Origin of the sequence: Streptomyces sp., assembly GCF_036566765.1 — a bacterium.
Taxonomy (GTDB): domain Bacteria; phylum Actinomycetota; class Actinomycetes; order Streptomycetales; family Streptomycetaceae; genus Streptomyces.
This window is the reverse complement of record NZ_DATCVQ010000760.1, coordinates 1-24,211: the sequence shown is the minus strand read 5'-3', so window position 1 is coordinate 24,211 and position 24,211 is coordinate 1. Positions and strand designations below refer to the sequence as shown.

The 24,211-nt window shown below is 71.2% G+C and carries 25 protein-coding genes; 15 read left to right on the top strand and 10 right to left on the bottom strand.

Features of this window, described 5'->3' with window-relative positions; translation table 11 throughout:
• Window positions 1–351 precede the first annotated feature (351 nt).
• Window positions 352–750 carry a DUF3099 domain-containing protein gene (locus VIU94_RS43960; protein ID WP_280856717.1) on the bottom strand — a complete coding sequence of 133 codons (399 nt, stop codon included), beginning with the start codon at window positions 748–750 and terminating at the stop codon, window positions 352–354.
• A 246-nt stretch (window positions 751–996) separates the two neighbouring features.
• Between VIU94_RS43960 and VIU94_RS43955 the strand changes: the two genes are divergently transcribed.
• Window positions 997–1,275 (top strand): GlsB/YeaQ/YmgE family stress response membrane protein, encoded by a 279-nt coding sequence (locus VIU94_RS43955; protein ID WP_266524939.1) that lies wholly within the window; start codon window positions 997–999, stop codon window positions 1,273–1,275.
• An 80-nt stretch (window positions 1,276–1,355) separates the two neighbouring features.
• Here VIU94_RS43955 and tyrS read toward each other — a convergent pair whose 3' ends face one another.
• The 3 genes from tyrS to VIU94_RS43940 are packed head-to-tail and all read right to left on the bottom strand — an operon-like array spanning window position 1,356 to window position 5,596.
• On the bottom strand, window positions 1,356–2,624 hold the full coding sequence (gene tyrS, locus VIU94_RS43950; RefSeq protein ID WP_057618191.1) for a tyrosine--tRNA ligase: 1,269 nt from the start codon (window positions 2,622–2,624) through the stop codon (window positions 1,356–1,358).
• A gap of 57 nt (window positions 2,625–2,681) precedes the next feature.
• Window positions 2,682–4,076: a metallopeptidase TldD-related protein gene (locus tag VIU94_RS43945; RefSeq protein ID WP_331921222.1), complete on the bottom strand. Its 1,395-nt coding sequence runs from the start codon at window positions 4,074–4,076 to the stop codon at window positions 2,682–2,684.
• Window positions 4,073–5,596, bottom strand: a complete 1,524-nt coding sequence (locus VIU94_RS43940; protein WP_331921220.1) for a TldD/PmbA family protein — start codon at window positions 5,594–5,596, stop codon at window positions 4,073–4,075. Before VIU94_RS43940 ends, VIU94_RS43945 begins: the two co-directional genes overlap by 4 nt.
• Before the next feature lie 251 nt (window positions 5,597–5,847).
• Here VIU94_RS43940 and fabG point away from each other — a divergent pair, with 251 nt between their 5' ends.
• The 3 genes from fabG (at window position 5,848) to VIU94_RS43925 (ending at window position 7,903) form a co-directional block, all read left to right on the top strand.
• Window positions 5,848–6,552: a 3-oxoacyl-[acyl-carrier-protein] reductase gene (fabG, locus tag VIU94_RS43935; protein WP_331921218.1), complete on the top strand. Its 705-nt coding sequence runs from the start codon at window positions 5,848–5,850 to the stop codon at window positions 6,550–6,552.
• Window positions 6,553–6,557: 5 nt separating this feature from the next.
• The gene (gene fabI, locus VIU94_RS43930) at window positions 6,558–7,325 is read left to right on the top strand and encodes an enoyl-ACP reductase FabI (RefSeq protein WP_331921216.1); all 768 of its coding nucleotides are present in this window, start codon (window positions 6,558–6,560) and stop codon (window positions 7,323–7,325) included.
• Window positions 7,326–7,522: 197 nt separating this feature from the next.
• Window positions 7,523–7,903 (top strand): hypothetical protein, encoded by a 381-nt coding sequence (locus VIU94_RS43925; protein WP_414721112.1) that lies wholly within the window; start codon window positions 7,523–7,525, stop codon window positions 7,901–7,903.
• Here VIU94_RS43925 and VIU94_RS43920 read toward each other — a convergent pair.
• The gene (locus VIU94_RS43920; RefSeq protein WP_331921212.1) at window positions 7,866–8,552 is read right to left on the bottom strand and encodes a FadR/GntR family transcriptional regulator; all 687 of its coding nucleotides are present in this window, start codon (window positions 8,550–8,552) and stop codon (window positions 7,866–7,868) included. The genes VIU94_RS43925 and VIU94_RS43920 overlap by 38 nt on opposite strands.
• A gap of 100 nt (window positions 8,553–8,652) precedes the next feature.
• On the opposite strand from VIU94_RS43920, the gene VIU94_RS43915 reads away from it, so the two are divergent.
• The 4 genes from VIU94_RS43915 (at window position 8,653) to VIU94_RS43900 (ending at window position 11,030) form a co-directional block, all read left to right on the top strand.
• Window positions 8,653–9,921 (top strand): CynX/NimT family MFS transporter, encoded by a 1,269-nt coding sequence (locus tag VIU94_RS43915; RefSeq protein ID WP_331921210.1) that lies wholly within the window; start codon window positions 8,653–8,655, stop codon window positions 9,919–9,921.
• Between the two features lie 17 nt (window positions 9,922–9,938).
• A complete protein-coding gene (locus VIU94_RS43910) occupies window positions 9,939–10,055 on the top strand; it encodes an SGM_5486 family transporter-associated protein (protein WP_331921208.1) in 117 nt (38 codons plus the stop codon).
• Window positions 10,056–10,233: 178 nt separating this feature from the next.
• Window positions 10,234–10,443, top strand: a complete 210-nt coding sequence (locus VIU94_RS43905) for a hypothetical protein (protein ID WP_331921206.1) — start codon at window positions 10,234–10,236, stop codon at window positions 10,441–10,443.
• 68 nt (window positions 10,444–10,511) lie between these two features.
• Entirely contained in the window at window positions 10,512–11,030 is a 519-nt protein-coding gene (locus VIU94_RS43900; protein ID WP_331921204.1) for a SixA phosphatase family protein, read from the top strand.
• 134 nt (window positions 11,031–11,164) lie between these two features.
• On the opposite strand, the gene serB is transcribed toward VIU94_RS43900, so the two are convergent.
• The gene (gene serB / locus VIU94_RS43895) at window positions 11,165–12,385 is read right to left on the bottom strand and encodes a phosphoserine phosphatase SerB (RefSeq protein WP_331921202.1); all 1,221 of its coding nucleotides are present in this window, start codon (window positions 12,383–12,385) and stop codon (window positions 11,165–11,167) included.
• 575 nt (window positions 12,386–12,960) lie between these two features.
• On the opposite strand from serB, the gene VIU94_RS43890 reads away from it, so the two are divergent.
• Window positions 12,961–15,489: an ABC transporter ATP-binding protein/permease gene (locus VIU94_RS43890; protein ID WP_331921200.1), complete on the top strand. Its 2,529-nt coding sequence runs from the start codon at window positions 12,961–12,963 to the stop codon at window positions 15,487–15,489.
• A gap of 85 nt (window positions 15,490–15,574) precedes the next feature.
• Here VIU94_RS43890 and VIU94_RS43885 read toward each other — a convergent pair whose 3' ends face one another.
• The 3 genes from VIU94_RS43885 to VIU94_RS43875 all read right to left on the bottom strand — a co-directional run bounded on the left by VIU94_RS43885 (window position 15,575) and on the right by VIU94_RS43875 (window position 18,419).
• Complete coding sequence (locus VIU94_RS43885) at window positions 15,575–16,312, bottom strand: transglycosylase SLT domain-containing protein (RefSeq protein ID WP_331921198.1); 738 nt, start codon at window positions 16,310–16,312, stop codon at window positions 15,575–15,577.
• 275 nt (window positions 16,313–16,587) lie between these two features.
• Entirely contained in the window at window positions 16,588–17,718 is a 1,131-nt protein-coding gene (locus VIU94_RS43880; RefSeq protein ID WP_331921196.1) for an S-adenosylmethionine:tRNA ribosyltransferase-isomerase, read from the bottom strand.
• On the bottom strand, window positions 17,715–18,419 hold the full coding sequence (locus VIU94_RS43875; protein WP_331921194.1) for an SDR family NAD(P)-dependent oxidoreductase: 705 nt from the start codon (window positions 18,417–18,419) through the stop codon (window positions 17,715–17,717). Before VIU94_RS43875 ends, VIU94_RS43880 begins: the two co-directional genes overlap by 4 nt.
• A gap of 198 nt (window positions 18,420–18,617) precedes the next feature.
• Here VIU94_RS43875 and VIU94_RS43870 point away from each other — a divergent pair, with 198 nt between their 5' ends.
• The 3 genes from VIU94_RS43870 (at window position 18,618) to VIU94_RS43860 (ending at window position 20,770) form a co-directional block, all read left to right on the top strand.
• The gene (locus VIU94_RS43870) at window positions 18,618–19,763 is read left to right on the top strand and encodes a GAF domain-containing sensor histidine kinase (RefSeq protein WP_331921192.1); all 1,146 of its coding nucleotides are present in this window, start codon (window positions 18,618–18,620) and stop codon (window positions 19,761–19,763) included.
• Window positions 19,756–20,400 carry a response regulator gene (locus VIU94_RS43865; RefSeq protein ID WP_331921190.1) on the top strand — a complete coding sequence of 215 codons (645 nt, stop codon included), beginning with the start codon at window positions 19,756–19,758 and terminating at the stop codon, window positions 20,398–20,400. Before VIU94_RS43870 ends, VIU94_RS43865 begins: the two co-directional genes overlap by 8 nt.
• 127 nt (window positions 20,401–20,527) lie before the next feature.
• Window positions 20,528–20,770, top strand: a complete 243-nt coding sequence (locus VIU94_RS43860; RefSeq protein WP_331921188.1) for a chaplin — start codon at window positions 20,528–20,530, stop codon at window positions 20,768–20,770.
• 305 nt (window positions 20,771–21,075) lie between these two features.
• Here the strand turns inward: VIU94_RS43860 and VIU94_RS43855 are convergent, their stop codons facing one another.
• The gene (locus VIU94_RS43855; protein WP_331921186.1) at window positions 21,076–21,867 is read right to left on the bottom strand and encodes an Rv1486c family protein; all 792 of its coding nucleotides are present in this window, start codon (window positions 21,865–21,867) and stop codon (window positions 21,076–21,078) included.
• 160 nt (window positions 21,868–22,027) lie between these two features.
• Between VIU94_RS43855 and VIU94_RS43850 the strand changes: the two genes are divergently transcribed.
• From VIU94_RS43850 to VIU94_RS43840, 3 genes are all read left to right on the top strand, one after another.
• A complete protein-coding gene (locus VIU94_RS43850; RefSeq protein ID WP_331921184.1) occupies window positions 22,028–22,825 on the top strand; it encodes an ABC transporter ATP-binding protein in 798 nt (265 codons plus the stop codon).
• A 108-nt stretch (window positions 22,826–22,933) separates the two neighbouring features.
• Window positions 22,934–23,362: an NfeD family protein gene (locus tag VIU94_RS43845; protein ID WP_331921182.1), complete on the top strand. Its 429-nt coding sequence runs from the start codon at window positions 22,934–22,936 to the stop codon at window positions 23,360–23,362.
• A gap of 101 nt (window positions 23,363–23,463) precedes the next feature.
• Window positions 23,464–24,211, top strand: a 748-nt coding sequence (locus tag VIU94_RS43840) for an SPFH domain-containing protein (protein WP_331921180.1), incomplete at its 3' end; no start/stop codon positions are given.

Genomic DNA, 24,211 nt, shown 5'->3' with positions numbered 1-24,211 from the left:
AAGAGGAGAGGTGCTCCCGGTGCTCGTCACAGGCCAGCCAGGTCTTGCGGCGCTCCGGGGTGTGCAGCTTCGGGTTGTTCCAGGCGAGCACCCATACGGCATCGGCGCGGCAGCCCTTCGCGGAGCAGATCGGGGTCTCGTCACTCACGGAATTCGTCTCACAAGCGGGGAAAGCGAGCGGGGAAAACAAGCGGAGAAAAGGCGACGCCGAGCAGCCACGGGGGGAGCTGCCCGGCGTCGGTCTGTCGCTCCGACGGGGGATGCGGAGCGCGTACGAAGTATGTCACGGGTAACCCGTCGTACGGCACTGGAACAACATGATTGATCTGAGCTTTCCTTGAGCTTGGTGTTTCAGTTCCGCTCGCGCGGTTCGCCGCGCGCACCCGACGCGGCCCCGCCCGCACCAGCTTCCGGCACGGGTTCCGCGAAGTCGTCCTCGGCTCGTGGCGGCATGATCATCGGCGGCGTGGGAGCGGTCACGAAGGTCGACGGCAATGAGGGCGCGTTCTCCCGCCCCGCGTTGGCGATGACGACGGCGATATAGGGCAGAACCGCCCCGAGCACCAGCGCGACGATCGCGACGTGCCGTTCGACGTTCCAGAGCGTGGCCGCGAGCACCACGGAAATCGTACGGACCGTCATCGAGATGACGTACCGGCGCTGACGTCCGCGCACGTCCTCCTGAAGGCTCGTCCTGGCTCCGGTGATCCGGAACACCTGGGCGCTGCCGCCGCCATGCTGCTTCCGCATCACATTCCACCATCCGCCCGCATCGGACTCTCCCCGTCCCCGCATCCGCTCCGTACCCGGTGGAGGTACCGGGCCCGGACAACTCCCACGTTACGCCGCGTCTGCGCCGCCTACGAGACCGGGGCACCTCCCGCCTGGGCGAACGGGCTCGCTCCCGGCACGTACGGCCGCACCCGGCGTGCGGCGTAGCCCGAGCGGACCGACACTGACCGTAGTGCTCATGTCGAGCCGTACGAGGAGGCAGCCATGGGCTGGTTGTGGGCGATCATCGTGGGATTCGTGCTGGGCCTGATCGCCAAGGCCATCATCCCCGGGAAACAGCACAGTCCCCTCTGGCTGACCACCATCTTCGGCATGCTCGGCGCCGTCGCCGGCAATGCCATGGCACGTGGGTTCGGCGTGGACGAGACTCCCGGCATCGACTGGAGCCGCCACGTCTTCCAGCTCATCGCCGCGATCATCATCGTCGGCTTCGGCGACATGCTCTACATGGCGACGCTGGGCAAGAGGAAACACCGGACCTGAGAGCCGTACGACGAAGGAGCCGTACGACGAAGGGGGCGCCCTCCAACGGGAGAGGCGCCCCCTTCTGCCGTGCTCAGGACCTAGGCCGAGGTGACCTCGACCGCGGCCAGGTTCTTCTTGCCCCGGCGCAGCACCAGCCAGCGACCATGGAGCAGGTCCTCCTTGGCGGCAACCGCGTCCTCGGCCGAGACCTTGACGTTGTTCACGTAGGCCCCGCCCTCCTTCACCGTCCGCCGCGCGGCCGACTTGCTGGCCACGAGTCCCACCTCGGCGAACAGATCCACGACGGCACCGAGTTCGGCGACCCGGATGTGCGGCACCTCCGAGAGCGCCGCGGTCAGCGTCTTCTCGTCCAGCTCCGCCAGCTCCCCCTGCCCGAAGAGGGCACGGCTCGCGGCGATCACGGCGGCCGTCTGGTCGGCGCCGTGCACCAGCGTCGTCAGCTCCTCCGCCAGCGCCCGCTGCGCGGCCCGGGCCTGCGGACGCTCCTCGGTCTGCTTCTCCAGCTCCTCGAGTTCCTCACGGGACCTGAAGGACAGGATGCGCAGGTACGTCGAGATGTCCCGGTCGTCCACGTTCAGCCAGAACTGGTAGAACGCGTACGGCGTCGTCATCTCCGGGTCGAGCCAGACGGCGCCGCCCTCGGTCTTGCCGAACTTGGTGCCGTCCGCCTTGACCATCAGCGGCGTCGCGAGACAGTGCGCCTCGGCCTCGGGCTCCAGCTTGTGGATCAGGTCGAGCCCCGCCGTGAGGTTGCCCCACTGGTCGCTGCCACCCTGCTGCAGCGTGCAGCCGTACCGCCGGTACAGCTCGAGGAAGTCCATGCCCTGGAGCAGTTGGTAGCTGAACTCCGTGTAACTGATGCCCTCCTGGGACTCCAGCCGGCGCGCGACCGAGTCCTTGGTGAGCATCTTGTTGACACGGAAGTGCTTGCCGATGTCCCGCAGGAACTCGATGGCCGACATCCCGGCCGTCCAGTCCAGGTTGTTCACCATGACCGCGGCGTTCTCGCCCTCGAAGGACAGGAACGGCTCGATCTGCGCGCGCAGCCGGGACACCCAGTTCGCGACCGTCTCCGGGTCGTTCAGCGTGCGCTCGGCCGTGGGGCGGGGGTCGCCGATCTGACCGGTCGCCCCGCCCACCAGCGCCAGCGGGCGCAGGCCCGCCTGCTGGAGCCGGCGCATGGTGAGGACCTGCACCAGGTGACCGACGTGCAGGCTGGCCGCCGTGGGGTCGAAACCGCAATAGAACGTGACGGGACCGTCCGCGAGCGCCTTGCGCAAAGCGTCCTCGTCAGTGGACAGGGCCCACAGCCCACGCCACTTCAGCTCGTCGACGATGTCCGTCACGGTTCTCGTATCTCCTCGAAAGGTTCTCGGGCAGTCGAGTGACTACCGGCTACGAGGTTATACGCCCTGACTGACAGAACTCATATTGAAATCCGGCACCCGCAGCGCCGGCATCGCGGCCCTGGTGAAGTAGTCGCTCCACTCCCTCGGCAGCGTCTTCTCCGTCCGCCCCGCCTCCGTCGCCCGGCCCAGCAGGCCGACCGGCGACTCGTTGAACCGGAAGTTGTTGACCTCGCCGGTCACCTCGCCGTTCTCGACGAGGTACACGCCGTCCCGGGTCAGCCCGGTGAGCAGCAGGGTGGCCGGGTCGACCTCGCGGATGTACCAGAGGCAGGTCAGCAGCAGCCCGCGCGTGGTGTTCGCGACCATCTCCTCCAGCGACAGCTCCGAGCCTCCGTCGAGGACGAGGCTGCCGGCCGCCGGGGCGACGGGCAGCCCGGTCAGGCCCGCGCTGTGCCGGGTCGTCATCAGATGCGCCAGCTCGCCCTGTCGGATCCAGTCGGTGGCGGCGACCGGCAGACCGTTGTCGAACACCGACTGATCGCCCCCGGAGGAGTGCGCGACCACGAAGGGCGCGGATTCCAGGCCCGGCTCGTTCGGGTCGCTGCGCAGGGTCAGCGGCAGCTCGGTCAGCCTCTCGCCGACCCGGGTGCCGCCGCCCGGCTTGGAGAACACCGTCCGCCCCTCGGCCGCGTCCCGGCCCGACGCCGACCACAGCTGGTAGATCAGCAGATCGGCGACCGCGGTCGGCGGCAGCAGCGTCTCGTACCGTCCTGCGGGCAGCTGGTGGCGCCGCGCGGCCCATCCCAGGCGTACGGCGAGCTCGGCGTCCAGCGCCGCCGGGTCGACGTCCTTGAAGTCCCGGGTGGAGCGTCCGGCCCAGGCCGAGCGGGTCCGGTCCGGCGACTTGGCGTTGAGCTCCAGCGTGCCGTTGGGCTGGTCGTGGCGCAGTCGCAGCCCCGTGGACGTGCCCACATAGGTCGACACGAGTTCATGGTTGGCGAAGCCGTAGAGTTCGCGGCCGCCCGCACGCGCGCGTGCGAAGGACTCGCCGAGCGCCGGTGCGAAGTCGGCGAAGACGGCCGAGGAGGTCTCGGCGGGCGCGTCCGTGAAGTCCGGGGACTCCGGTACGCCCGTGACCAGCGGCTGGGCGTCCTCGGCGGGCGCGGCACCGCGCGCGGCGGCCTCCGCGGCCCGCACCAGCGGCTCCAGCTCGTCCGCGGTCACCGCGGACCGGGAGACCACGCCGGAGGCGGTGCCTTCCTTGCCGTCGACGGTCGAGACGACCGTGAGCGTGCGCCCGCGCGTGACGCCGTTCGTGGTGAGTGCGTTGCCCGCCCAGCGCAGGTTGGCGGTCGACTGCTCGTCGGCGATCACGACACAGCCGTCGGCCTGGGACAGCGCGAGGGCCCGCTCGACGATTTCGTGCGGCTTGCTGGTGCGGGCGCTCATCGACCGGCCTCCTGCGTGGTGTTCAGAATGTTGACGCCCTTGAAGAGGGCCGACGGGCAGCCGTGCGAGACGGAGGCGACCTGGCCGGGCTGGGCCTTGCCGCAGTTGAAGGCGCCGCCGCGGACATAGGTCTGCGGGCCGCCCACCGCGGCCATCGAGCCCCAGAAGTCGGTGGTGGTCGCCTGATAGGCGACGTCTCGCAGCTGCCCGGTGATCCGGCCGTTCTCGATCCTGAAGAACCGCTGGCCGGTGAACTGGAAGTTGTAGCGCTGCATGTCGATCGACCAGGACCGGTCGCCGACGACATAGATGCCGCGGTCCACGCTCCCGATCAGGTCCTCGGTCGACATCCCGGCCGGGTCGGGCTGGAGCGACACGTTGGCCATGCGCTGCACCGGCACGTGCCCGGGGGAGTCGGCGTAGGCGCACCCGTTGGAGCGCTCGAACCCGGTCAGCTTCGCGATCCGCCGGTCCAGCTGGTAGCCGACGAGGGTGCCGTCCTTCACCAGGTCCCAGGACTGGCCCTCGACACCCTCGTCGTCGTAGCCGATGGTCGCGAGGCCGTGCTCGGCGGTGCGGTCACCGGTCACGTTCATCAGCTCGGAGCCGTACCTGAGCTTGCCGAGCTGGTCGAAGGTGGCGAAGGAGGTGCCGGCGTAGGCCGCCTCGTAGCCGAGCGCGCGGTCCAGCTCGGTGGCGTGGCCGATGGACTCGTGGATGGTCAGCCACAGGTTGGACGGGTCGACGACGAGGTCGTACAGGCCCGCCTCGACACTGGGCGCCCGCATCTTCTCGGCGAGCAGCTCCGGGATCTGCTCCAGCTCGCTCTCCCAGTCCCAGCCGGTGCCCGTGAGGTACTCCCAGCCGCGGCCGACCGGCGGCGCGATGGTCCGCATCGAGTCGAACTCGCCACTGGACTCGTCGACCGACACCGCCGTCAGCTGCGGGTGCAGCCGGACCCGCTGCTGTGTGGTCACCGTGCCGGCGGTGTCGGCGTAGAACTTGTTCTCGTGCACGGTGAGCAGCGAGGCGTCGACGTGGTTGACCCCGTCCGCCGCCAGCAGCCGCGCGCTCCAGTCCGCGAGCAGCGCCGCCTTCTCCTCGTCGGGCACGGAGAACGGATCGATCTCGTACGACGAGATCCACGTACGGTCGGCGTGCACGGGCTCATCGGCCAGCTCGACGCGCTCGTCGGACCCGGCCGCGCGGATCACCTGGGCGGAGAGCTTCGCCATGGCCACGGCCTGCGAGGCGACCTTGGCGGCGGCGTCCAGCGTCAGGTCCACACCGGACGCGAAGCCCCAGGTGCCGCCGTGGACGACCCGCACCGCGTACCCGAGGTCGGTGGTGTCCGAGGTCCCGGAGGGCTTGGCGTCCCTGAGGCGCCAGGACGCGCTGCGCACCCGCTCGAACCGGAAGTCCGCGTGCTCGGCGCCGAGCGCACGCGCGCGTGCCAGCGCGGCGTCGGCGAGGGCACGTAGGGGAAGCGCTGTGAAGGCTTCGTCGATGGTATGAGGCACCTGGGTCTCTTCCTGTCGGCATGAGGGTGGGCGAGGGGCTGCCCCGATCATGTCGCGGCGACCGGTGCCCGGACCACACGTTTGTGACCGCTGCCGGCAACTTTCTGTAGGGACCCGACAGCGAGTCCCGTAAGCCACTGTCGGTGCCCGAATGTCCCTGACGGCGACCGGCCCGATAGGTTTTCGGGGAAGCCGCCTGCCATCCACGTGTTCGGGCGGGTGTGTCAGACCCCTATGGAAAGGGTGATCCGTTGAGCCGCTCGGTTCTCGTCACCGGAGGCAACCGGGGCATCGGCCTCGCCATCGCCCGCGCATTCGCCGACGCCGGCGACAAGGTCGCGATCACGTACCGCTCGGGTGAGCCGCCGGCCGGCTTCCTGGCCGTCAAGTGCGACATCACCGACACCGAGCAGGTGGAGCAGGCCTACAAGGAGATCGAGGCCGAGCACGGCCCGGTCGAGGTGCTGATCGCCAACGCCGGCGTCACCAAGGACCAGCTCCTGATGCGCATGTCCGAGGAGGACTTCACCTCGGTCATCGACACCAACCTCACCGGCACCTTCCGCGTGGTCAAGCGCGCCAACCGCGCCATGCTGCGCGCCAAGAAGGGCCGGGTCGTCCTGATCTCCTCGGTCGTCGGTCTCTACGGCGGCCCCGGCCAGGCCAACTACGCCGCCTCCAAGGCCGCCCTGGTCGGCTTCGCGCGCTCCCTCGCCCGTGAGCTGGGCTCGCGCAACATCACCTTCAACGTCGTCGCGCCCGGCTTCGTCGACACCGACATGACCAAGGTGCTCACCGACGAGCAGCGTGAGGGCATCGTGAAGCAGGTGCCGCTCGGTCGTTACGCGCAGCCCGAGGAGGTCGCCGCGACGGTGCGGTTCCTGGCCTCGGACGACGCCTCGTACATCACTGGAGCCGTCATTCCCGTTGACGGCGGACTGGGAATGGGTCACTGAACACCATGAGCGGAATTCTCGAGGGCAAGCGCGTCCTGATCACCGGTGTGCTGATGGAGTCCTCCATCGCCTTCCACGCCGCCAAGCTGGCCCAGGAGCAGGGCGCCGAGATCATCCTGACCGCGTTCCCGCGGCCCACGCTGACCGAGCGCATCGCCAGGAAGCTCCCCAAGCCCACCAAGGTCATCGAGCTCGACGTGACCAACGACGAGCACCTCGGCCGGCTGGCCGACATCGTCGGCGAGGAGCTCGGCGGCCTCGACGGCGTCGTGCACTCCATCGGCTTCGCGCCGCAGGACGCGCTCGGCGGCAACTTCCTGAACACGCCGTTCGAGTCCGTGGCCACGGCCATGCACGTCTCGGCGTACTCCCTGAAGTCGCTCACCATGGCCTGCCTGCCGCTGATGCAGAACGGCGGCTCGGTCGTCGGCCTCACCTTCGACGCGCAGTACGCCTGGCCGCAGTACGACTGGATGGGCCCGGCCAAGGCCGCCCTGGAGGCCACCAACCGCTACATGGCGCGCGACCTCGGCGAGCGGAACATCCGCTGCAACCTGATCTCCGCCGGCCCGATCGGTTCGATGGCCGCGAAGTCGATCCCCGGCTTCGCCGAGCTGGCGAAGGTCTGGGACGACCGCTCCCCGCTGGAGTGGAACCTGGCCGACCCGGAGCCGGCCGGCCGCGGTGTCGTCGCGCTGCTGAGCGACTGGTTCCCGAAGACCACCGGCGAGATCGTCCACGTGGACGGCGGCCTGCACGCGATCGGCGCGTGACCGCGTAGCGGACGGAGACGTCCGACGCGGACGGACACGTCACGAGGGCCGGGCGGCCCGCTCCTTTCGGGAGCGGGCGCCCGGCCCTCCGCGTCCCCGGACCCTCCCGAGTCGAAAAGTCCGGCGGGTCACCCCAGACTGGGTCAGAGCGTGACGTTTCTGTCTGCCGACGGGGAGGAGGTGCGGCCGTGCGTGCGATGCATCGCAGAGTGGCCGCCATCGCCTCGGCCGCCGTACTCCTCGCCGGGAGCGCCGTCCTCGCCGAGGTGCGCGCCGCTCCGGCTCCCGCCGGGAACCGCGCCGCCGGCGTCGGGTCCGAGCAGCCGCCGGAGTACGAGGCGTCCTGCCGTACCGCCGTGCAGGGCTCCCGGGTCACCGCGTACTGCCACAACCCCTTCCCGGGCACCGACCGGATCCGGCTGCACGTCGAGTGCGAGACCTGGTGGGACATCGACAGCGACAGCGCCCCGGTCGAGGTCGGCCCCACCGACTACGCCGAGCTGACCGGTCGCTGCTGGAAGGACGTGCGCGCCGCCTGGATCACTCACCAGCCGGCGCGGGACTCCTCAGGCACATGAACGGATAGCTCGCCGCCTCCGCCGCCGCGACGTCCCCGTCGCCGGCCCGGATCGCGTCCACGAGCCGCCCGTGGTCCATGTGGTTCTCCGGCCGCAGCTCACGGCCCACGTCGTCCCGCAGCCAATCCCGCAGGAGATCCCCGAGGTCGGCGTACAGGCCGGTCAGCACGTCGTTGTGCGAGGCCGCGACCACGGCCTGGTGGAAGGCCGCGTCCACCGTCACGAAGTGCTCCGCGCCGCCCGCCGCCCAGGCCTCCTCGCGCCGCGCGAGCAGCGTTTCCAGCTGCCGTACGTCCCGCTCGGTGCGCCGCTCCGCGGCCAGCCGCGCCGCCGAGGACTCCAGCGTCGAGCGCACCTCGGCCACGTGCCGGGGGTCGGACGCCGCGAACCGGCGGTGCATCACCCCGGCCAGCTCGCTCGTGGCGAGGACGTACGTGCCGGAGCCCTGGCGGATGTCGAGCAGCCCGTTGTGCGCGAGCGCGCGGACCGCCTCACGCACGGTGTTGCGGGCCACGCCCAGCTGCTCGACCAGCTCGGGCTCGGTCGGGATGCGCGAGCCCACCGGCCATTCGCCGGAGGTGATCTGGTGGCGCAGCTGCGTGATCACCTGGTCCGCGAGCGCGGAACGACGGGGGGAGCTGAGCGCCATGAAGTGCACCTTCCGTTTCCATGGGTTCCGCGACGGATCGGTTCGCGATATTGGTTCTAAATTGGACAACCAATCATCCCATGATTCTATGATGGCTCCCATGTCCGACGAGCCCCAGACCCTCGAATCCGCACGCACAACCACCCGTGTGTCCGCCCCCGCCGAGCCCACAGGCAGCGGCGCCCGGCCCTGGGTCGCCCGGCTCGTCGTCGTCGGACTGGTGCTCGCCGCGCTCAACCTCCGGCCCGCCATCACCAGCCTCGGCGCCCTCCTCGAAGAGGTCCGCACCGGGCTGCACATGAGCGGCACCGTCGCCGGCGTCCTCACCTCCGTGCCGCCGCTCTGCTTCGCGATCTTCGGCATCACCGCTCCCCGCCTCGCCCGCCGCTTCGGCCCCACCGCCGTCGTCGGCGCCGGCATGGCGGCGATCTTCGCCGGACTCGCCGTGCGGCCCTTCGCCTCCGGCACCGTCGGCTTCCTCGCCGCCAGCGCGCTCGCCCTCATGGGCATCGCCGTCAGCAACGTCCTGATGCCCGTCATCGTCAAGCGGTACTTCCCCGACCGCGTCGGCACCGTGACCGGCCTCTACTCCATGGCCCTCGCGCTCGGCACCTCGCTCGCCGCCGCCGCGACCGTGCCCATGACCGAGGCGCTGGGCGGCAGTTGGCGCACCGGCCTCGGCGTATGGGCCGTGCTCGCCGCACTCGCCGTCCTGCCCTGGCTCCCGCTGCTCCGCGACCGGACGACGGCCTCGACGAGGCACGCGACGCGGTCCGCCCCCGAAGCGCCCGTACGCATCACCCGCAGCCGCACTGCCTGGGCCCTCGCAGGCTTCTTCGGCCTCCAGGCCACCGGCGCGTACATCACCATGGGCTGGATGCCGCAGATCTTCCGTGACGCCGGCGTCCCCGCCTCCACGGCCGGTGTGCTGCTCGCGGTCACCATGGTCATGGGCGTCCCGCTCGCCTTCGTCATCCCGCGCCTGGCGACCCGGATGCGCACCCAGGGCCCGATCGTCGTCGCCCTCGGGCTCTGCGGCCTGACCGGCTACCTCGGGCTCCTCCTCGCCCCCGCCGCCGGCGCATGGGCCTGGGCCCTGCTGCTCGGCGTCTCCAACTGCGCCTTCCCGCTCGCCCTCACCATGATCGGCATGCGCTCGCGCACCGGCGCCGGGGTCGTCCGGCTCTCCGCCTTCGCGCAGAGCGTCGGCTATCTGATCTCCATCCCCGGACCGCTCCTGGTCGGCGTCCTCTACCAGCACAGCGGCGGCTGGGACCTGCCGCTCGCGCTGATGGCGGGCCTGCTGATCCCGCAGATGATCGTGGGCAGCCTCGCCGGACGGGACCGGACGGTCGAGGACGAACTCTGAGATGCGAGACTGAGTCCATGCCCGTGCTCGACCCGAACCCCCCGAACGGCCAGAAGAAGCTGCTCATCGTGCTCGGCGCGATGCTCGGCATCGGAGTCGTCATCGCCGTCATCGCCTCGATCGCCTCGCCCTGATCCGCCCGCCCCGCTCCCCGGGACCCCCGTGGGGCTCCCGGGCTGAGGCTTTCCCCCGCATCCCCTAGGGGGTCGTCCTCAGGGTGAAGTGGGTGGATCACCGGATGGGCCCGGCCTTGCCCGCTCCGTACGTTGGTGACATCGCAGCAGCGGATGTCCCGACCCCACGGAGGCGGCCATGTCGGCCCGTACCCCCACCAGCGCCCGGATCCCGGCGGCAGGCGTCGACACCCGGCTGCCGTGGTGGGCCCTCGCCCTCCCGGTGGCCGCCTTCGTCGCGCTCTTCCTGCTGATCGCGGACCCGGGCCAGGCGCACGCCGCGGCGGGCCCCGGCGACCCCTCGGTCGGGCGGCTCCTGGAGACGCTCCAGCAGACCCTGCGCCACTGAACCCCTGCGGGTGCAGTCTCGCCCAACCCCCTGCGCCCGGTGCCCCGTTTCGTGCGAAGCTGGGGTGCATGAGCGTCGACACACCCCGCAGGATCGTGCTGCTCCGCCACGCGAAGGCCGACTGGCCCCAGGTGTCCGACCACGAGCGTCCGCTGGCCGACCGAGGCCGTCAGGACGCCCCCGTGGCAGGCCGCCGGCTCGCCGAGACCGGCATCTCCTTCGACCTGGCCCTCTGCTCGACCGCGATCCGTACCCGCGAGACCTGGAAGCTCGCGGTGACCGAGCTGCCGCACCGCCCCAAGACGGTGTACGAGGACCGGATGTACGAGGCCTCCCTCGGCGAGCTGATCGCCCTGGTCAACGAGACCTCCGACGACGTGGGCAACCTGCTGCTCATCGGCCACAACCCCGGCATGCACGCCCTCGCCGACGCCCTCTCGGGCGAGTCCGAGGGGGATCTGCTGCCCCAGATGAACCGCAGGGGCTTCCCGACGGCGGCCTTCGCGACCGTCGAGTTCACCGGCTCCTGGAAGTCCGTGGAGCACGGCGTCGGCCGGCTGGTCGGCTTCTGGATGCCGCACCCCTGATCCGTACGGCTGATCCGTACGCCTATCGGTACGCCTGATCGGATCGCCTGATTCGCACGCCTGATCCGCACGCCTGATCCGTACGAAGAAGGCCCGGCCGTCGTGGGACGGCCGGGCCCTTCGTGTACTCGGGGTCAGTGCGGGAGGTCGTCGTCCTCGTCGACGTCCGCCGCCTCGACCTCCTCGCGGGTGATGCCGAGCAGATACAGCACGGTGTCCAGGAACGGCACGTTCACCGCCGTGTGGGCCGCCCTGCGCACCACCGGCTTGGCGTTGAAGGCCACGCCGAGGCCGGCCGCGTTCAGCATGTCCAGGTCGTTCGCGCCGTCGCCGATCGCGACGGTCTGCGCCAGCGGCACGCCGGCCTCCTGGGCGAACCGGCGCAGCAGCCGCGCCTTCCCGGCCCGGTCCACGATCTCGCCGGTGACCTTGCCGGTGAGCTTCCCGTCCACGATCTCCAGGGTGTTGGCCGAGGCGAAGTCGAGCCCGAGCCGTTCCATGAGGTCGTCGGTGACCTGGGTGAATCCGCCCGAGACGACGCCGACCTGGTAGCCGAGCCGCTTGAGCGTACGGATCAGGGTGCGGGCGCCCGGGGTGAGCCGTACCTCGGCGCGGACCTTGTCCACCACCGAGGCGTCCAGGCCCGCCAGGAGCTCGACCCGGGCGTGCAGGGACTGTTCGAAGTCCAGCTCGCCGCGCATCGCGGCCGCGGTGACCTCGGCGACCTCGTCCTCGCAGCCCGCGTGGGCCGCGAACAGCTCGATGACCTCGTCCTGGATCAGCGTCGAGTCGACGTCCATGACCACGAGCCGCTGCGCCCGGCGGTGCAGGCCGGCGGAGACGACGGCGACGTCCACCCCGATCTCGTGCGCCTCGGTGGCCAGCGCCGTCCGCAAGGGCTCCGTCTCACAGCCGGAGACCGCGAACTCGACGGCCGTCACCGGATACTTCGCGAGCCGGAAGATGCGGTCGATGTTGCCGCCGGTCCCGGTGATCCTGGACGCTATGGCGGCGGTCTGCTCCGAGGTCAGCGGGTGGCCGAGCACGGTCACATGGGAACGGCCGCTGCCGCGCGGCCGGTTGTCGCCGGTGCCGGAGATGATCTCGGCCTGCAGTCTCAGCGACTCCGCCCAGCTGTGCACCGTCGCCCGCAGCTCGCCCTCGGAGCTCACGGTCGGCTCCGTGACGAGAGCGCACAGGACGATGCGGCCCCGCGTGACGACCTGCTCGATGTCGACCACGTCGACGGAGAAGGCGGCCAGGGTGTCGAAGAGCCCGGCGGTGATCCCGGGACGGTCCTTCCCGAAGATCTTGACGAGAAGGGTGGGAACGTCTGAGGTCTGCGTTGCGCTCATGGTGCTACCACCGTATCGGGCACGGGGTGCCACCCGATCCCCCGTCCCGAGGACCGGACACACCTGTGACAAGCCGGTCCACCCCGGTTGGCCCGCCCGACGCCCGCCCGCTACCTGCGTCGGCCCGGAGGGATCCCGGGAGGCGGCCCGGGTGGGGGAGGGGCGTCCCCGTCCGGCCAGTGTCGCGCGTCGGGGCGAGCCTCGCCTCCCGGCGGGTCGGGCGGTCGTGATCGAGGCCAGAATCACATCGCCGCCGCGGATCCCCGCGTCCGGGCTGCTCGTGCCCGTCCAGGACCCCCGATCCCCACGATCCGTACCTCATTGCCCCGAGTCGTCCCGTTCCTTCATGATTCGTAAGGACTCATGGATGCTTCCCACCTTCCGAGGGCTTTTCTCCCCCGTCGACGGACCCTCAGGGGACCGCTCCACAAGGGCAGTTCGGGCCACTCGGCGGCAGCCTCTGCGGGGTCTTCACACGGCCCGACTTTCGGTTCCAGGGCCGGGCCTGAAATAGTTCCCCACGATGTTCGCCATCCCTAGACTCCCAGCGACGGGAGCACATCGGGGGACAAGTAGTGGGGCATGGAGTGCCAGAACTCGTACTGGAATTGAACGGAAGGACCTGGACTCTCGATCCGTCCAGGTCGTACACCCTCGGACGTGATCCGCAGGGCGACCTGGTCATCGACGACGCCAGAGTCTCGTGGCGACACGCCACCATCAGCTGGGGCGGCCGGAGTTGGGTCATCGAGGACCACGGCTCCACCAACGGCACGTTCGTGCAGGGGCAGCGGATCCATCAGATGGAGATCGGCCCCGGCTCCGCCGTGAACCTCGGCAACGCGACCGACGGCCCCCGGCTGAATCTCGCCGGCGCCGCCCAGGCGCAGCCCGCGCACCAGGCACCGGCCCACCAGGCCGCCGCCGGCTGGTCCGGCCAGCAGGCCCAGCCCGCGCCGCACGCCCAGCCGCAGCAAGGCTGGCAGCAGCCGCCGGCCCAGCAGCAGGCGCCGGCCCAGGTCCCGCACCAGCAGGCGCCCCACCAGGGCGGCCCCGGCGTCGGCGGAGCCGCGGGGGCCCCTCCGATGCACGGCGACCGCAGCCCGACCACGTTCCACCAGCTGGCGCTCGGGCACGTCATGCGCATCGGTCGTGCGCTCGAGAACGAACTGGTCGTCTCCGACCTCCAGGTCTCGCGCCACCACGCCGAGTTCCACGCCACGCCCGACGGCCGCATGGAGATCCGCGACCTCGGCTCGCACAACGGCACGTACGTCAACGGTCAGCCGATCCCCAAGGGCGGCACCGCCCTCCTCGGCCCCAACGACACCGTCGGCGTCGGCCACTCGACCTTCCGGATCGTCGGCGGCCGGCTGGAGGAGTTCGTCGACACCGGCGAGGTCTCCTTCTCCGCCCGCCACCTGACGGTGACGGTCGACGGCGGCAAGCAGATCCTCAAGGACGTCTCCTTCGGCGTCCCCGAGAAGTCGCTGATCGGCGTCATCGGCCCCTCCGGCTCCGGCAAGTCCACTCTGCTCAAGGCGCTCACCGGCTACCGGCCCGCCGACCAGGGCGACGTCCTGTACGACAACCGCAGCCTCTACAAGCAGTTCGCCGAGCTGCGCCAGCGCATCGGTCTGGTCCCGCAGGACGACATCCTGCACAAGGAGCTGACCGTCAAGAAGGCGCTCAAGTACGCGGCCAAGCTCCGCTTCCCCGGCGACACCGCCGAGGCCGAGCGCGAGGCCCGCATCGACGAGGTGCTGCGCGAGCTCAAGCTGGACATCCACAAGGAGAAGAAGGTCACCTCCCTCTCCGGTGGCCAGCGCAAGCGTGTCTCCGTCGCCCTGGAGCTCCTCACCAAGCCGTCGCTGATCTTCCTGGACGAGCCGACCTCCGGCCTCGACCCGGGCATGGACCGCGACGTCATGCAGCTGCTGCGCGGCCTCGCCGACGACGGCCGCACGGTCCTCGTCGTCACCCACTCGGTGGCCGAGCTGGCGCTGTGCGACAAGCTCCTGGTGATGGCCCCCGGCGGCTCCGTGGCGTACTTCGGTCCGCCGGAGGAGGCGCTGAACTTCTTCGGCTACACCACCTGGGCCGACGTGTTCTCCGCCTTCGAGAACTACCGCGACTACGACTGGGCGGGCCGCTGGAAGGGCTCGCAGCACTACCAGATGTACGCCGCGGACATCGACGCCGTCGCCGCGCAGCCGGTCCAGATGCCGGCCGTGGCGATGGCCCGGCCGCCGAAGCCGCAGGGCTGGGGCTCCCAGCTGTGGACGCTGATCCGCCGGTACTCCTCGGTCATCGCCTCGGACAAGGGCTTCCTGGCCCTGATGGTCATGCTGCCCGCGGTCATCGGCTCGGTCTCCGTCGTCATCCCCGCCGACTTCGGCCTGGCGCCGCCCAAGCCGCCGTCCCGGTTCAACGGCGACGCCGGCATCATCATGCTGATCCTCGCCGTCGGCATGTGCTTCTCCGGTGCGGCCAACTCCGTACGAGAGCTGATCAAGGAACGGGTCATCTACGAACGGGAACGCGCCACCGGCCTGTCCCGCTCGGCCTACCTGATGTCCAAGGTGATCGTTCTCGGCGCCATCACGGCGTTCCAGGGCGTCATCCTGTGCGTCATCGGCTTCGCCATCCGCGAGCTGCCCGCCGAGGGCCTGCTCATGCCGCCGGCCGTCGAGCTGTGCATCGTCGTGATCGCGCTCGGCCTCACCTCGATGATGGTGGGCCTGGTCATCTCCTCGCTGGTGAAGACGGCCGAGAAGACCATGCCGCTGCTGGTCATGTTCGCGATCGTCCAGGTCGTGTTCACCGGCATCCTCTTCCAGGTGTTCGGTTCGCCCGGCCTGGAGCAGTTCGCCTGGCTCATGCCCTCCCGCTGGGCCATCGCCGGCGCGGGCACGACCCTCGACCTCTCGCACCTGATGGCGCCGTGGGACCCGCAGAACCCCACCGACCTGGACCCGCTGTGGGAGCACAGCGCCGGCCAGTGGCTCTTCAACGTCTCGGTTCTGCTGGCCATGACCGCCCTCCTGGGCGTTCTCGTGGCGCGCCTCCTGCGCCGCCACGAGCCCGAGGTCATGCGGAAGTAGCAGGACCCCGCACGAAGAGAAGGGCGGCGCCCCAGCCGGGGCGCCGCCCTTTCTCGTACGCGGTGTACGCGGATCAGTACGCGGATCAGTACGCGCTGTTCACGTTGTCCATGGAGCCGTAGCGGTCGGCCGCGTAGTTGCAGGCGGCGACGATGTTGGCGACCGGGTCGTACTGGTCCCAGGCGGTGCCGGCGACGTGGTACGCGTCGAAGGTCGGCTTGATGACCTGCAGCAGGCCCTTGGACGGCACGCCGTTGATGGCGTTGATGTCCCAGTTGTTGATGGCCCGGGGGTTACCGCTGGACTCCCGCATGATGTTGCGGTGGATGCCGTCGTAGGTGCCCGGGATGTTGTGCTTGTCCATGATGAACAGCGCCTCGCGGATCCAACCGTCGAGGTTGTTCGCGAAGACCGGCTTGCGGGCGGCGGCGCGGCTGGCCGCGGCCTTCGCCTCGGCACGCTTCTTCGCCGCGGCCTTGGCCTTGGCGACGGCCTTCGCCTTCGCGGCGGCCTTCGCCTCGGCGGCGGCCTTGGCCTTGGCGGCGGCCTTGGCCTTGGCGGCGGCGGCCTTCTCGGCCTGCAGGCTCACGACGTTCTGCTGCTCGGTCACGCCGGCGTGCAGCGCCTTGGCCTGCGGGCTGTTCGCGTTGTAGGCCCAGGCGACCTGCTGGGTGCCGGCCAGGGCCTGCGGCTCGGTTTCGGCCGACGCGTTACCGGGGACGAGCGAGAAAGCGACAGCGGCGGCGCCCAGGGCGGCCACACTGGCGATGGAGACCTTGTGCGTCTTCTTGAGTCGATAGTGACCAGGCGTGTTCGCGGACATACGTGACTACCTCTTCGAATAGCGCGGGGGGTCGCTCATGCCGGGGCGGCTGCGCCTCTTCGGCGGCGACGGACGCAATTCTTAGCGGCAGCAAAATCCTGTGGCAAAGGTGTGACGTACGATCCCGGGTAGTGGATCAGGGGGCCTGGGACGACCCCCCGACACCGCTTTGGGACCAGTTCTCCCACCACTCATCTGGCGCTTACGGGACAACTAGGACGGTTCGTAAGTGACCTGCGTCCTATGCGCGGGCTCACATAGGGCGGGTAACAGCCTCACCTTGCGTTGCTCGCGCAATGCGCACGGTGACGCCCCTCCTCCGGGAGGAGGAGATGCACGTCCCCGAACTCGTGCCAGAGGTAGCGCCCCCTCACCGCCGCGGCGTACGCGGCCTCGAGCGCGGGCCGCCCGGCGACCGCCTCCAGCATCAGCAGATGCGAGGCCTCGGGCTCGTGCAGCCCCGTCAGCAGGCCGTCCACGACCCGCACCCCCCGCGCCGGCGTGACCACGAGATCCGTCCACCGTGCCGCCGCCCGTACGACGCCGTCCGGCCCGGCCGCCGACTCCAGCGCCCGCACCGCGGTCGTCCCCACCGCGAGAATCCGGCCCCCGCTGGCCCTCGCCGCGTTCACCAGCCAGGCCGTCGTCGCCGGCACCTCGTACCACTCCGGATACGGCGGCTCGTGCGCCTCCGCCGACGCCACCCCCGTATGAAGGGTCAGCGGAGCGAACTGCACCCCCCGGCTCACCAGCTCCGCCACCAGCCCCGCTGTGAACGGCCGGCCCGCACTCGGCATCTCCGCCGACCCCGCGCCGTCGGCCGACGGCAGCGCGAACACCGTCTGGTACGCCTCCAACGGCTGATCCCGCTCCGTGTACCCGTACCGGATCGGCCGCCCGTACCGCGCCAGCAGCCCCGGCACCCCCACATCCGTATGGGCCCACCACAGCCGCGACCCTCCCCCTACGCCCCCAGGGGGCGTGGGGGGACCCCCAGGGGCCAGCGGCTCCGCGAGCACCAGCCGCGCCCCTCCGGGCAGCCGTACCACCGCCCCCGCCGGACCGCCCGGCCGCGGCCGGGTGCTGCCCCGGCCGTCCGGGGCCCGCAGCTCCACCGCCCACCGGCCGTCCTCGCCCCGGGTGGAGAAGTGCACGACGACCGGATCCCCGCCCAGCCGCCCCGTCACGGCAGCGGCCAGCGTCGCCGACGTGTTCACGACCAGTACATCGCCCGCCCTCAGCTGCACCGGCAGCTCCCGGAACGCGTGGTGCGACACCTCCGCGCCCCGCGAAACCAGCAGCCGTACGTCGTCCCGCCCCGAGCCCCGCTGCTCGGCCGGCGCCCGCGCGGACAGCTCCCGGGGCACCCTCAGCCCTTCCAGGCCGGCCCGTGCCGTCGTGCTCACTCGACCACCACCCCCAGCAGCGCGGGCGCCGCGTACCGGCCGCTCGCCGGACGCTCGTCCAGCAGTCGCAGGAACGCCGGAGCGACCTCCTCCGGCCGGGGAGCGCCCGGAGCCTCGTCCGGCTCGGCCGCCGCCAGCATGTCCGTGCGCATGCTGCCCGGATCCACCCACCACACCCGCAGCTCCGGCTCCTCCACCGCGAGCACCGCGGAGAGCAGGTCGAGCCCGGCCTTCGTCGCCCCGTACGCGCCCCACGTGCGGTACGCCTCCACGGCCGCGTCCGAGCTGATGTCGACCACCGCCCCCGAGGGCGCGGCGCGCAGCAATGGCAGGGCCTCCTGGATCAGCCCGAGCGGAGCCACCAGATTGGCCTCCAGGGCCGCCCGGAACCGGTCCAGCGGGTGGCCGGCCAGCGGCACCAGAGGCTCGACGCCCAGGATCCCCGCGTTGTTCACCAGCAGATCGAGCCCGCCCAGCTCCCGGGCCGCCGCCACCAGCTCCCGCCGGTGCGCCGCGTCCGTCACGTCCCCCGGCAGCGCCACGACGCGCGTCCCGTGCTCCGCGCGGACCGCGTCCGCGCCCTCCTGAAGGGCCTTCGCCGTCCGTGCGTCCAGGACCAGGTCCCAGCCCCGGCCGGCCAGTGCGTGGGCCAGCGCCCGGCCCAGCCCCTTCGACGCCCCCGTGATGATCGCGACAGGCATTCCGTCCATCCCCTCAAGCCGTATTCGAGCCGGATTCCCCGGATTCATCGACTGGATCCAGCCTCCGGCCCCGCCCCGGTCCGCCGCGTCGTCCGCGGGCCCCGACCCGACAGGGCACTTCGACCTAGGCCGCCGGTCCCAGCGGCGGCCGTCTCCGGTCGGATACGGACCGTCACACCCCACCGGTACCGTGAACACATGAGTCACCGACCGAGCTCCGGCCTCGCGGCCGTGAGCACCGCGCTGCTGGCCATGAGCCGCCAGATGGAGGTCCGCGACGTCCTCAAGACGATCGTGGTCTCCGCGCGCGAGCTGCTCGACGCCGAGTACGCGGCGCTCGGCGTGCCGGACGACCACGGCGGCTTCGCCCAGTTCGTCGTCGACGGCGTCACCGATGAACAGTGGAAGGCCATCGGACCGCTGCCCCGCCAGCACGGCATCCTCGCCGCGATGCTCCACAAGGCCGAGCCCGAGCGGCTCGCCGACGTCCGCGAGGACCCCCGCTTCGGCGGCTGGCCCGCCGCGCACCCCGTGATGTCCGACTTCCTCGGCCTACCCGTCCGGGACGGCGACGAGATCCTCGGCGCGCTGTTCCTCGCCAACAAGCGCTGCCCCAAGCCGGGGGGCGGCTGCGGCTTCACCGCCGACGACGAGGAACTTCTCTCGATCCTCGCCCAGCACGCCGCGATCGCCCTGACCAACGCCCGCCTGTACGAGCGCAGCCGCGAGCTCACCATCGCGGAGGAGCGCTCCCGGCTCGCCCACGAGCTGCACGACGCCGTCAGCCAGAAGCTCTTCTCCCTCCGGCTCACCGCCCAGGCCGCCGCCGCGCTCGTCGACCGCGACCCCGCCCGCGCCAAGGACGAGCTCCAGCAGGTCGCCGCGCTCGCCGCCGAGGCCGCGGACGAGCTGCGCGCCGCCGTCGTCGAACTGCGCCCCGCCGCGCTCGACGAGGACGGCCTGGTCCACACGCTGCGCACCCAGATCCAGGTCCTCGACCGGGCCCACACGGCGAAGGTCACCTTCGACAGCACCGGCGTACGCGCCCTCCCGGCGTCCCAGGAGGAGGCCGTGCTCCGGGTCGCCCAGGAGGCGCTGCACAACGCGCTGCGGCACGCCGACGCCGCGCTGGTCGAGGTCGCCCTCGTCCGGCTCGGCCAGGGCGCGCGGCTCACCGTCGCCGACGACGGACGGGGCTTCGAACCGGGCGCCGTCCGCAAGGCCGGCCGGCACCTCGGCCTGGTCTCCATGCGGGCCCGGGCCGGCGGAGTCGGCGGCAGGCTCACCGTGACCTCGGCGCCGGGCCGCGGCACCACGATCGAGATGGAGGTCCCCGGTGGCTGACAGGACTATTCGCGTGCTGCTGGTCGACGACCACCAGGTCGTCCGGCGCGGGCTGCGCACGTTCCTCGAAGTACAGGACGACATAGAAGTGGTGGGGGAGGCGGCCGACGGGGCGGAGGGCGTCGCGCGCGCCGAGGAGCTGAAGCCCGACGTCGTCCTCATGGACGTCAAGATGCCGGGCATGGACGGCATCGAGGCCCTGCGGAAGCTGCGCGAGCTGGCGAACCCGGCGAAGGTCCTGATCGTCACCAGCTTCACCGAGCAGCGCACCGTCGTCCCCGCGCTGCGCGCGGGCGCGTCCGGCTACGTGTACAAGGACGTCGACCCGGACGCCCTGGCCGGGGCGATCCGCTCGGTCCACGCGGGCCATGTCCTCCTGCAGCCCGAGGTCGCGGGCGCGCTCCTCAGTCAGGACGACGGGCACGGCGGCACCGGCCGGAGCTCGACGCTGACGGAGCGCGAGCGGGAGGTTCTCGGCCTGATCGCGGACGGCCGGTCCAACAGGGAGATCGCCCGAGCCCTCGTCCTCTCGGAGAAGACGGTGAAGACCCACGTCTCGAACATCCTGATGAAGCTCGACCTGGCGGACCGCACGCAGGCGGCGCTCTGGGCGGTTCGCCACGGTCTGACGTCCTGACCGCGACGATCACTTTCATACTGTCGGGTGTATGTCCCCCGTTCGGCGCAACCCGAGCGGGCGGGGGCCGTTCTCCATGGCGTACTGCGGCCGCCCGGTCGCAGCGACGACCAGGAGGAATCCCCACATGAGCACGTTCAAGAAGGCCGCCGCCGTCACCATGGTCGCCGGAGGCCTCGTCGCCGCCGCCGCGGGCGCCGCGTCCGCCCACGGCGCCACCGCCGACGGCAGCGCCACCGCCTCCCCCGGCGTCGCCTCCGGCAACGTCGTCCAGGCCCCGGTCCACGTCCCGGTCAACGCCACCGGCAACAGCGTCAACGTCATCGGCCTCCTGAACCCCGCCTTCGGCAACACCAGCGCCAACCACTGACCCGCAAGCCGGCCAAGGCGAACGGGCACGGGAGCCGCTCGCCTTGGCGGCAACAGGTCGCAGGCCAGGGGCGCGACTGCCCGCTGGCCCACAGCGCGCCGCACTCCGGGCGCCGCGCTCCCGCGGGTGCGAAGCTGCCCGCCATCCCGGGGTCCGGGGGCGTCAGCCCCCGGTACCCCCACCCACCCGGGGTCCGGGGCGGAGCCCCGGTTTCGGGAAGGGGCGGGGTGGGGGGAGAAGCCCGCCGCAGACGCCCCGCGCCCCCGGCCCCGAGCCACCGCACCCCCGCCCCCCCCAACCGCCCCCTACCCCTCCCGCTCCCGCTCCTCCACATACGCGTTGTACGCCGCCACCTGCGCCCGCCGAGCCACCCGCTCCACCGGCCGCAACGCGGCCCCCCGCGCCGCCATCTCCGCCGCGCTCACCGCACCCCCGTGCCCGTGCTCGTACGCCAGCGACACCAGCAGCGACACCCGCTGCGCCAGCTCCAGCACCCGCACCGCCCGCGCCGGATACCCTGGCGCCAGCACCTCCCGCGCCGAAGACGCCTCCGCCCGCGCCCGATACGCGTCCCGCGCCGCGTCCGCCACCGGACCCGACCCCGCCACGTCCAGCTTCGTCAGTACCTCCGTCGCGTCGCGCAGCGCCTCCGCGAGCTCCCGCTCCGCCTCCCCGAGCGACGGCACGTCCGCCGGCGGCGCCTCCCGTACCGCCAGGCACCGCCAGACGACGTCCACATGCACGTCCCCCGGCGGCCCCGCCTCCGAGACCTCCGGCACCAGCCCGTACGGCGCGCCGAAGCCGACCACCGCCTCCTCCGCCTCCAGCGCCCGCGCGTTGAAGTCCGGCGGGCCGCTGAGCCCCAGCGGATGCCCCGGCGCGGGCAGCGCGACCCGCCACCCGGTGACCCCGAGCCGCCGCAGCCGACCGAGCGCCAGCGTCAGCCCGACCGGCCCCGCCTCACCCGGCAGCCCCTCCACCCGATGTACCGCGTCGTCCCCGACGATCGCCTGCGCCGCATCGTCCGGCGACACCGCTCCGGCCAACAGGGCATTGCCCCAAGCGGCCAGGCGTCCTGAGCGTGGTTCCCAAAGCATGGCCCCAGACTAGGCACTCGCCACGCCCCCGACGCCGGTACCGGGAAGTACCGGACCTAAGGACCGCCCCGCTCCGGCGGTGGCGTAGGTTTTCCCCTGGACGCCCGCCCACCGGCGCAGGCGACGACACGACCCGACCGCAAGGGGAGACAACGCGACCATGAGCGATGTACTGGATCTGGTGGACGTATCCGTGGTCCGCGACGGACGCGCTCTGGTGGACGAGGTCTCATGGTCGGTCAAGGAGGGCGAGCGCTGGGTCATCCTCGGCCCCAACGGCGCCGGCAAGACCACGCTCCTCAACATCGCCTCCAGCTACCTCTTCCCCACCACCGGCACCGCCCGAGTCCTCGGTGAGCAGCTCGGCGGCGTCGGCACCGACGTCTTCGAGCTCCGCCCCCGCATCGGCATGGCCGGCATCGCGATGTCCGAGAAGCTCCCGAAGCGCCAGACCGTGCTGCAGACCGTCCTCACCGCCGCGTACGGCATGACCGCCACCTGGCACGAGGACTACGACGCCGTCGACGAGGACCGCGCCCGCGCCTTCCTCGACCGCCTCGGCATGACCGACTACCTGGACCGCAAGTTCGGCACCCTCTCCGAGGGCGAGCGCAAGCGCACCCTGATCGCCCGCGCCATGATGACCGACCCCGAGCTGCTGCTCCTCGACGAGCCCGCCGCCGGCCTCGACCTCGGCGGCCGCGAGGACCTGGTCCGCCGCCTCGGCCGGCTCGCCCGCGACCAGTACGCGCCCTCCATGGTCATGGTCACGCACCACGTCGAGGAGATCGCCCCGGGCTTCACCCACGTGCTGATGATCCGCCAGGGCAAGGTACTGGCCGCCGGCCCGATGGAGACCGAACTGACCTCCCGCAACCTCTCACGCTGCTTCGGTCTCCCGCTCGTCGTGGAGCGCAACGGCGACCGCTACACCGCCCAGGGCCTCCCGCTGAAGTAGCCGAAGCAACCGGCCAACCGGCCAACAGGCCCGTACGCACAGGGCGTCGCGACTCCGCACAGAGCCGCGCCCTGTCCCCGGCCACCCCCGCCGCCCTACCATGACCATGTGGACATCGACGCGTGGGTCTGGTGGCTGATCGGAGCGGTGGGGCTCGGCATCCCGCTGGTCCTGACCGCGATGCCCGAGTTCGGCATGCTCTCCGTCGGCGCGATCGCCGGCGCGGTGACCGCCGCACTCGGGTTCGGAGTGGTGGCGCAGGTGATCGTGTTCGCCGTCGTCTCCGTCGCGTTGATCGCGGTGGTCCGGCCGATCGCGGCCCGGCACCGCGACGGGCGGCCTCAACTGGCCACCGGCGTGGACGCCCTGAAAGGCCGTCAAGCCGTCGTCCTGGAACGGGTGGACGGCAACGGCGGCCGCATCAAGCTCGCCGGTGAGGTCTGGTCCGCCCGCACACTCGACACCGGGCAGATCTTCGAACCCGGCCAACAGGTCGACGTCGTCGAGATCGACGGGGCGACCGCCGTGGTCATGTGACTGTGTGACCGAACCCCCCACACGACGACCCGTCGTCTGGGAAACTCGATCATCGAAATCAACCCGGCAGTCAACCGGCAGCGAAGGGCACGGGGAGCACGATGCCATCCGTCATCATCGTCCTGATCATCCTGGTGGTGCTTGTCTTCATCGCACTGATCAAGACGATCCAGGTCATCCCGCAGGCCAGCGCCGCGATCGTGGAGCGCTTCGGACGCTACACCCGCACGCTCAACGCGGGCCTGAACATCGTCGTCCCGTTCATCGACTCGATCCGCAACCGGATCGACCTCCGTGAACAGGTCGTCCCGTTCCCGCCCCAGCCGGTGATCACCCAGGACAACCTGGTGGTCAACATCGACACCGTCATCTACTACCAGGTGACCGACGCCCGGGCGGCGACGTACGAGGTCGCCAGCTACATCCAGGCCATCGAGCAGCTCACCGTCACCACGCTGCGCAACATCATCGGCGGCATGGACCTGGAGCGCACCCTCACCTCCCGCGAGGAGATCAACGCGGCGCTGCGCGGAGTCCTCGACGAGGCCACCGGCAAGTGGGGCATCCGCGTCAACCGCGTCGAGCTCAAGGCGATCGAGCCGCCCACCTCCATCCAGGACTCGATGGAGAAGCAGATGCGCGCCGACCGTGACAAGCGCGCCGCGATCCTCACCGCCGAAGGTACGCGCCAGGCGGCCATCCTCACCGCCGAAGGTGAGAAGCAGTCCCAGATCCTCCGCGCCGAGGGTGAGGCCAAGGCCGCCGCCCTGCGCGCGGAAGGCGAGGCCCAGGCGGTCCGTACGGTCTTCGAGGCGATCCACGCCGGGGACGCTGACCAGAAGCTGCTGT

Excerpts from the sequence above, each read along its gene's own strand:
- VIU94_RS43960 (WP_280856717.1), bottom strand. The coding sequence starts at position 750 with ATGCGGAAGCAGCATGGCGGCGGCAGCGCCCAGGTGTTCCGGATCACC.
- VIU94_RS43955 (WP_266524939.1), top strand. The coding sequence starts at position 997 with ATGGGCTGGTTGTGGGCGATCATCGTGGGATTCGTGCTGGGCCTGATC.
- VIU94_RS43945 (WP_331921222.1), bottom strand. The coding sequence starts at position 4,076 with ATGAGCGCCCGCACCAGCAAGCCGCACGAAATCGTCGAGCGGGCCCTC.
- fabI (WP_331921216.1), top strand. The coding sequence starts at position 6,558 with ATGAGCGGAATTCTCGAGGGCAAGCGCGTCCTGATCACCGGTGTGCTG.
- VIU94_RS43925 (WP_414721112.1), top strand. The coding sequence starts at position 7,523 with ATGCATCGCAGAGTGGCCGCCATCGCCTCGGCCGCCGTACTCCTCGCC.
- VIU94_RS43920 (WP_331921212.1), bottom strand. The coding sequence starts at position 8,552 with ATGGCGCTCAGCTCCCCCCGTCGTTCCGCGCTCGCGGACCAGGTGATC.
- VIU94_RS43915 (WP_331921210.1), top strand. The coding sequence starts at position 8,653 with ATGTCCGACGAGCCCCAGACCCTCGAATCCGCACGCACAACCACCCGT.
- VIU94_RS43910 (WP_331921208.1), top strand. The coding sequence starts at position 9,939 with ATGCCCGTGCTCGACCCGAACCCCCCGAACGGCCAGAAGAAGCTGCTC.
- VIU94_RS43905 (WP_331921206.1), top strand. The coding sequence starts at position 10,234 with ATGTCGGCCCGTACCCCCACCAGCGCCCGGATCCCGGCGGCAGGCGTC.
- VIU94_RS43900 (WP_331921204.1), top strand. The coding sequence starts at position 10,512 with ATGAGCGTCGACACACCCCGCAGGATCGTGCTGCTCCGCCACGCGAAG.
- serB (WP_331921202.1), bottom strand. The coding sequence starts at position 12,385 with ATGAGCGCAACGCAGACCTCAGACGTTCCCACCCTTCTCGTCAAGATC.
- VIU94_RS43885 (WP_331921198.1), bottom strand. The coding sequence starts at position 16,312 with ATGTCCGCGAACACGCCTGGTCACTATCGACTCAAGAAGACGCACAAG.
- VIU94_RS43875 (WP_331921194.1), bottom strand. The coding sequence starts at position 18,419 with ATGCCTGTCGCGATCATCACGGGGGCGTCGAAGGGGCTGGGCCGGGCG.
- VIU94_RS43870 (WP_331921192.1), top strand. The coding sequence starts at position 18,618 with ATGAGTCACCGACCGAGCTCCGGCCTCGCGGCCGTGAGCACCGCGCTG.
- VIU94_RS43860 (WP_331921188.1), top strand. The coding sequence starts at position 20,528 with ATGAGCACGTTCAAGAAGGCCGCCGCCGTCACCATGGTCGCCGGAGGC.
- VIU94_RS43855 (WP_331921186.1), bottom strand. The coding sequence starts at position 21,867 with ATGCTTTGGGAACCACGCTCAGGACGCCTGGCCGCTTGGGGCAATGCC.
- VIU94_RS43850 (WP_331921184.1), top strand. The coding sequence starts at position 22,028 with ATGAGCGATGTACTGGATCTGGTGGACGTATCCGTGGTCCGCGACGGA.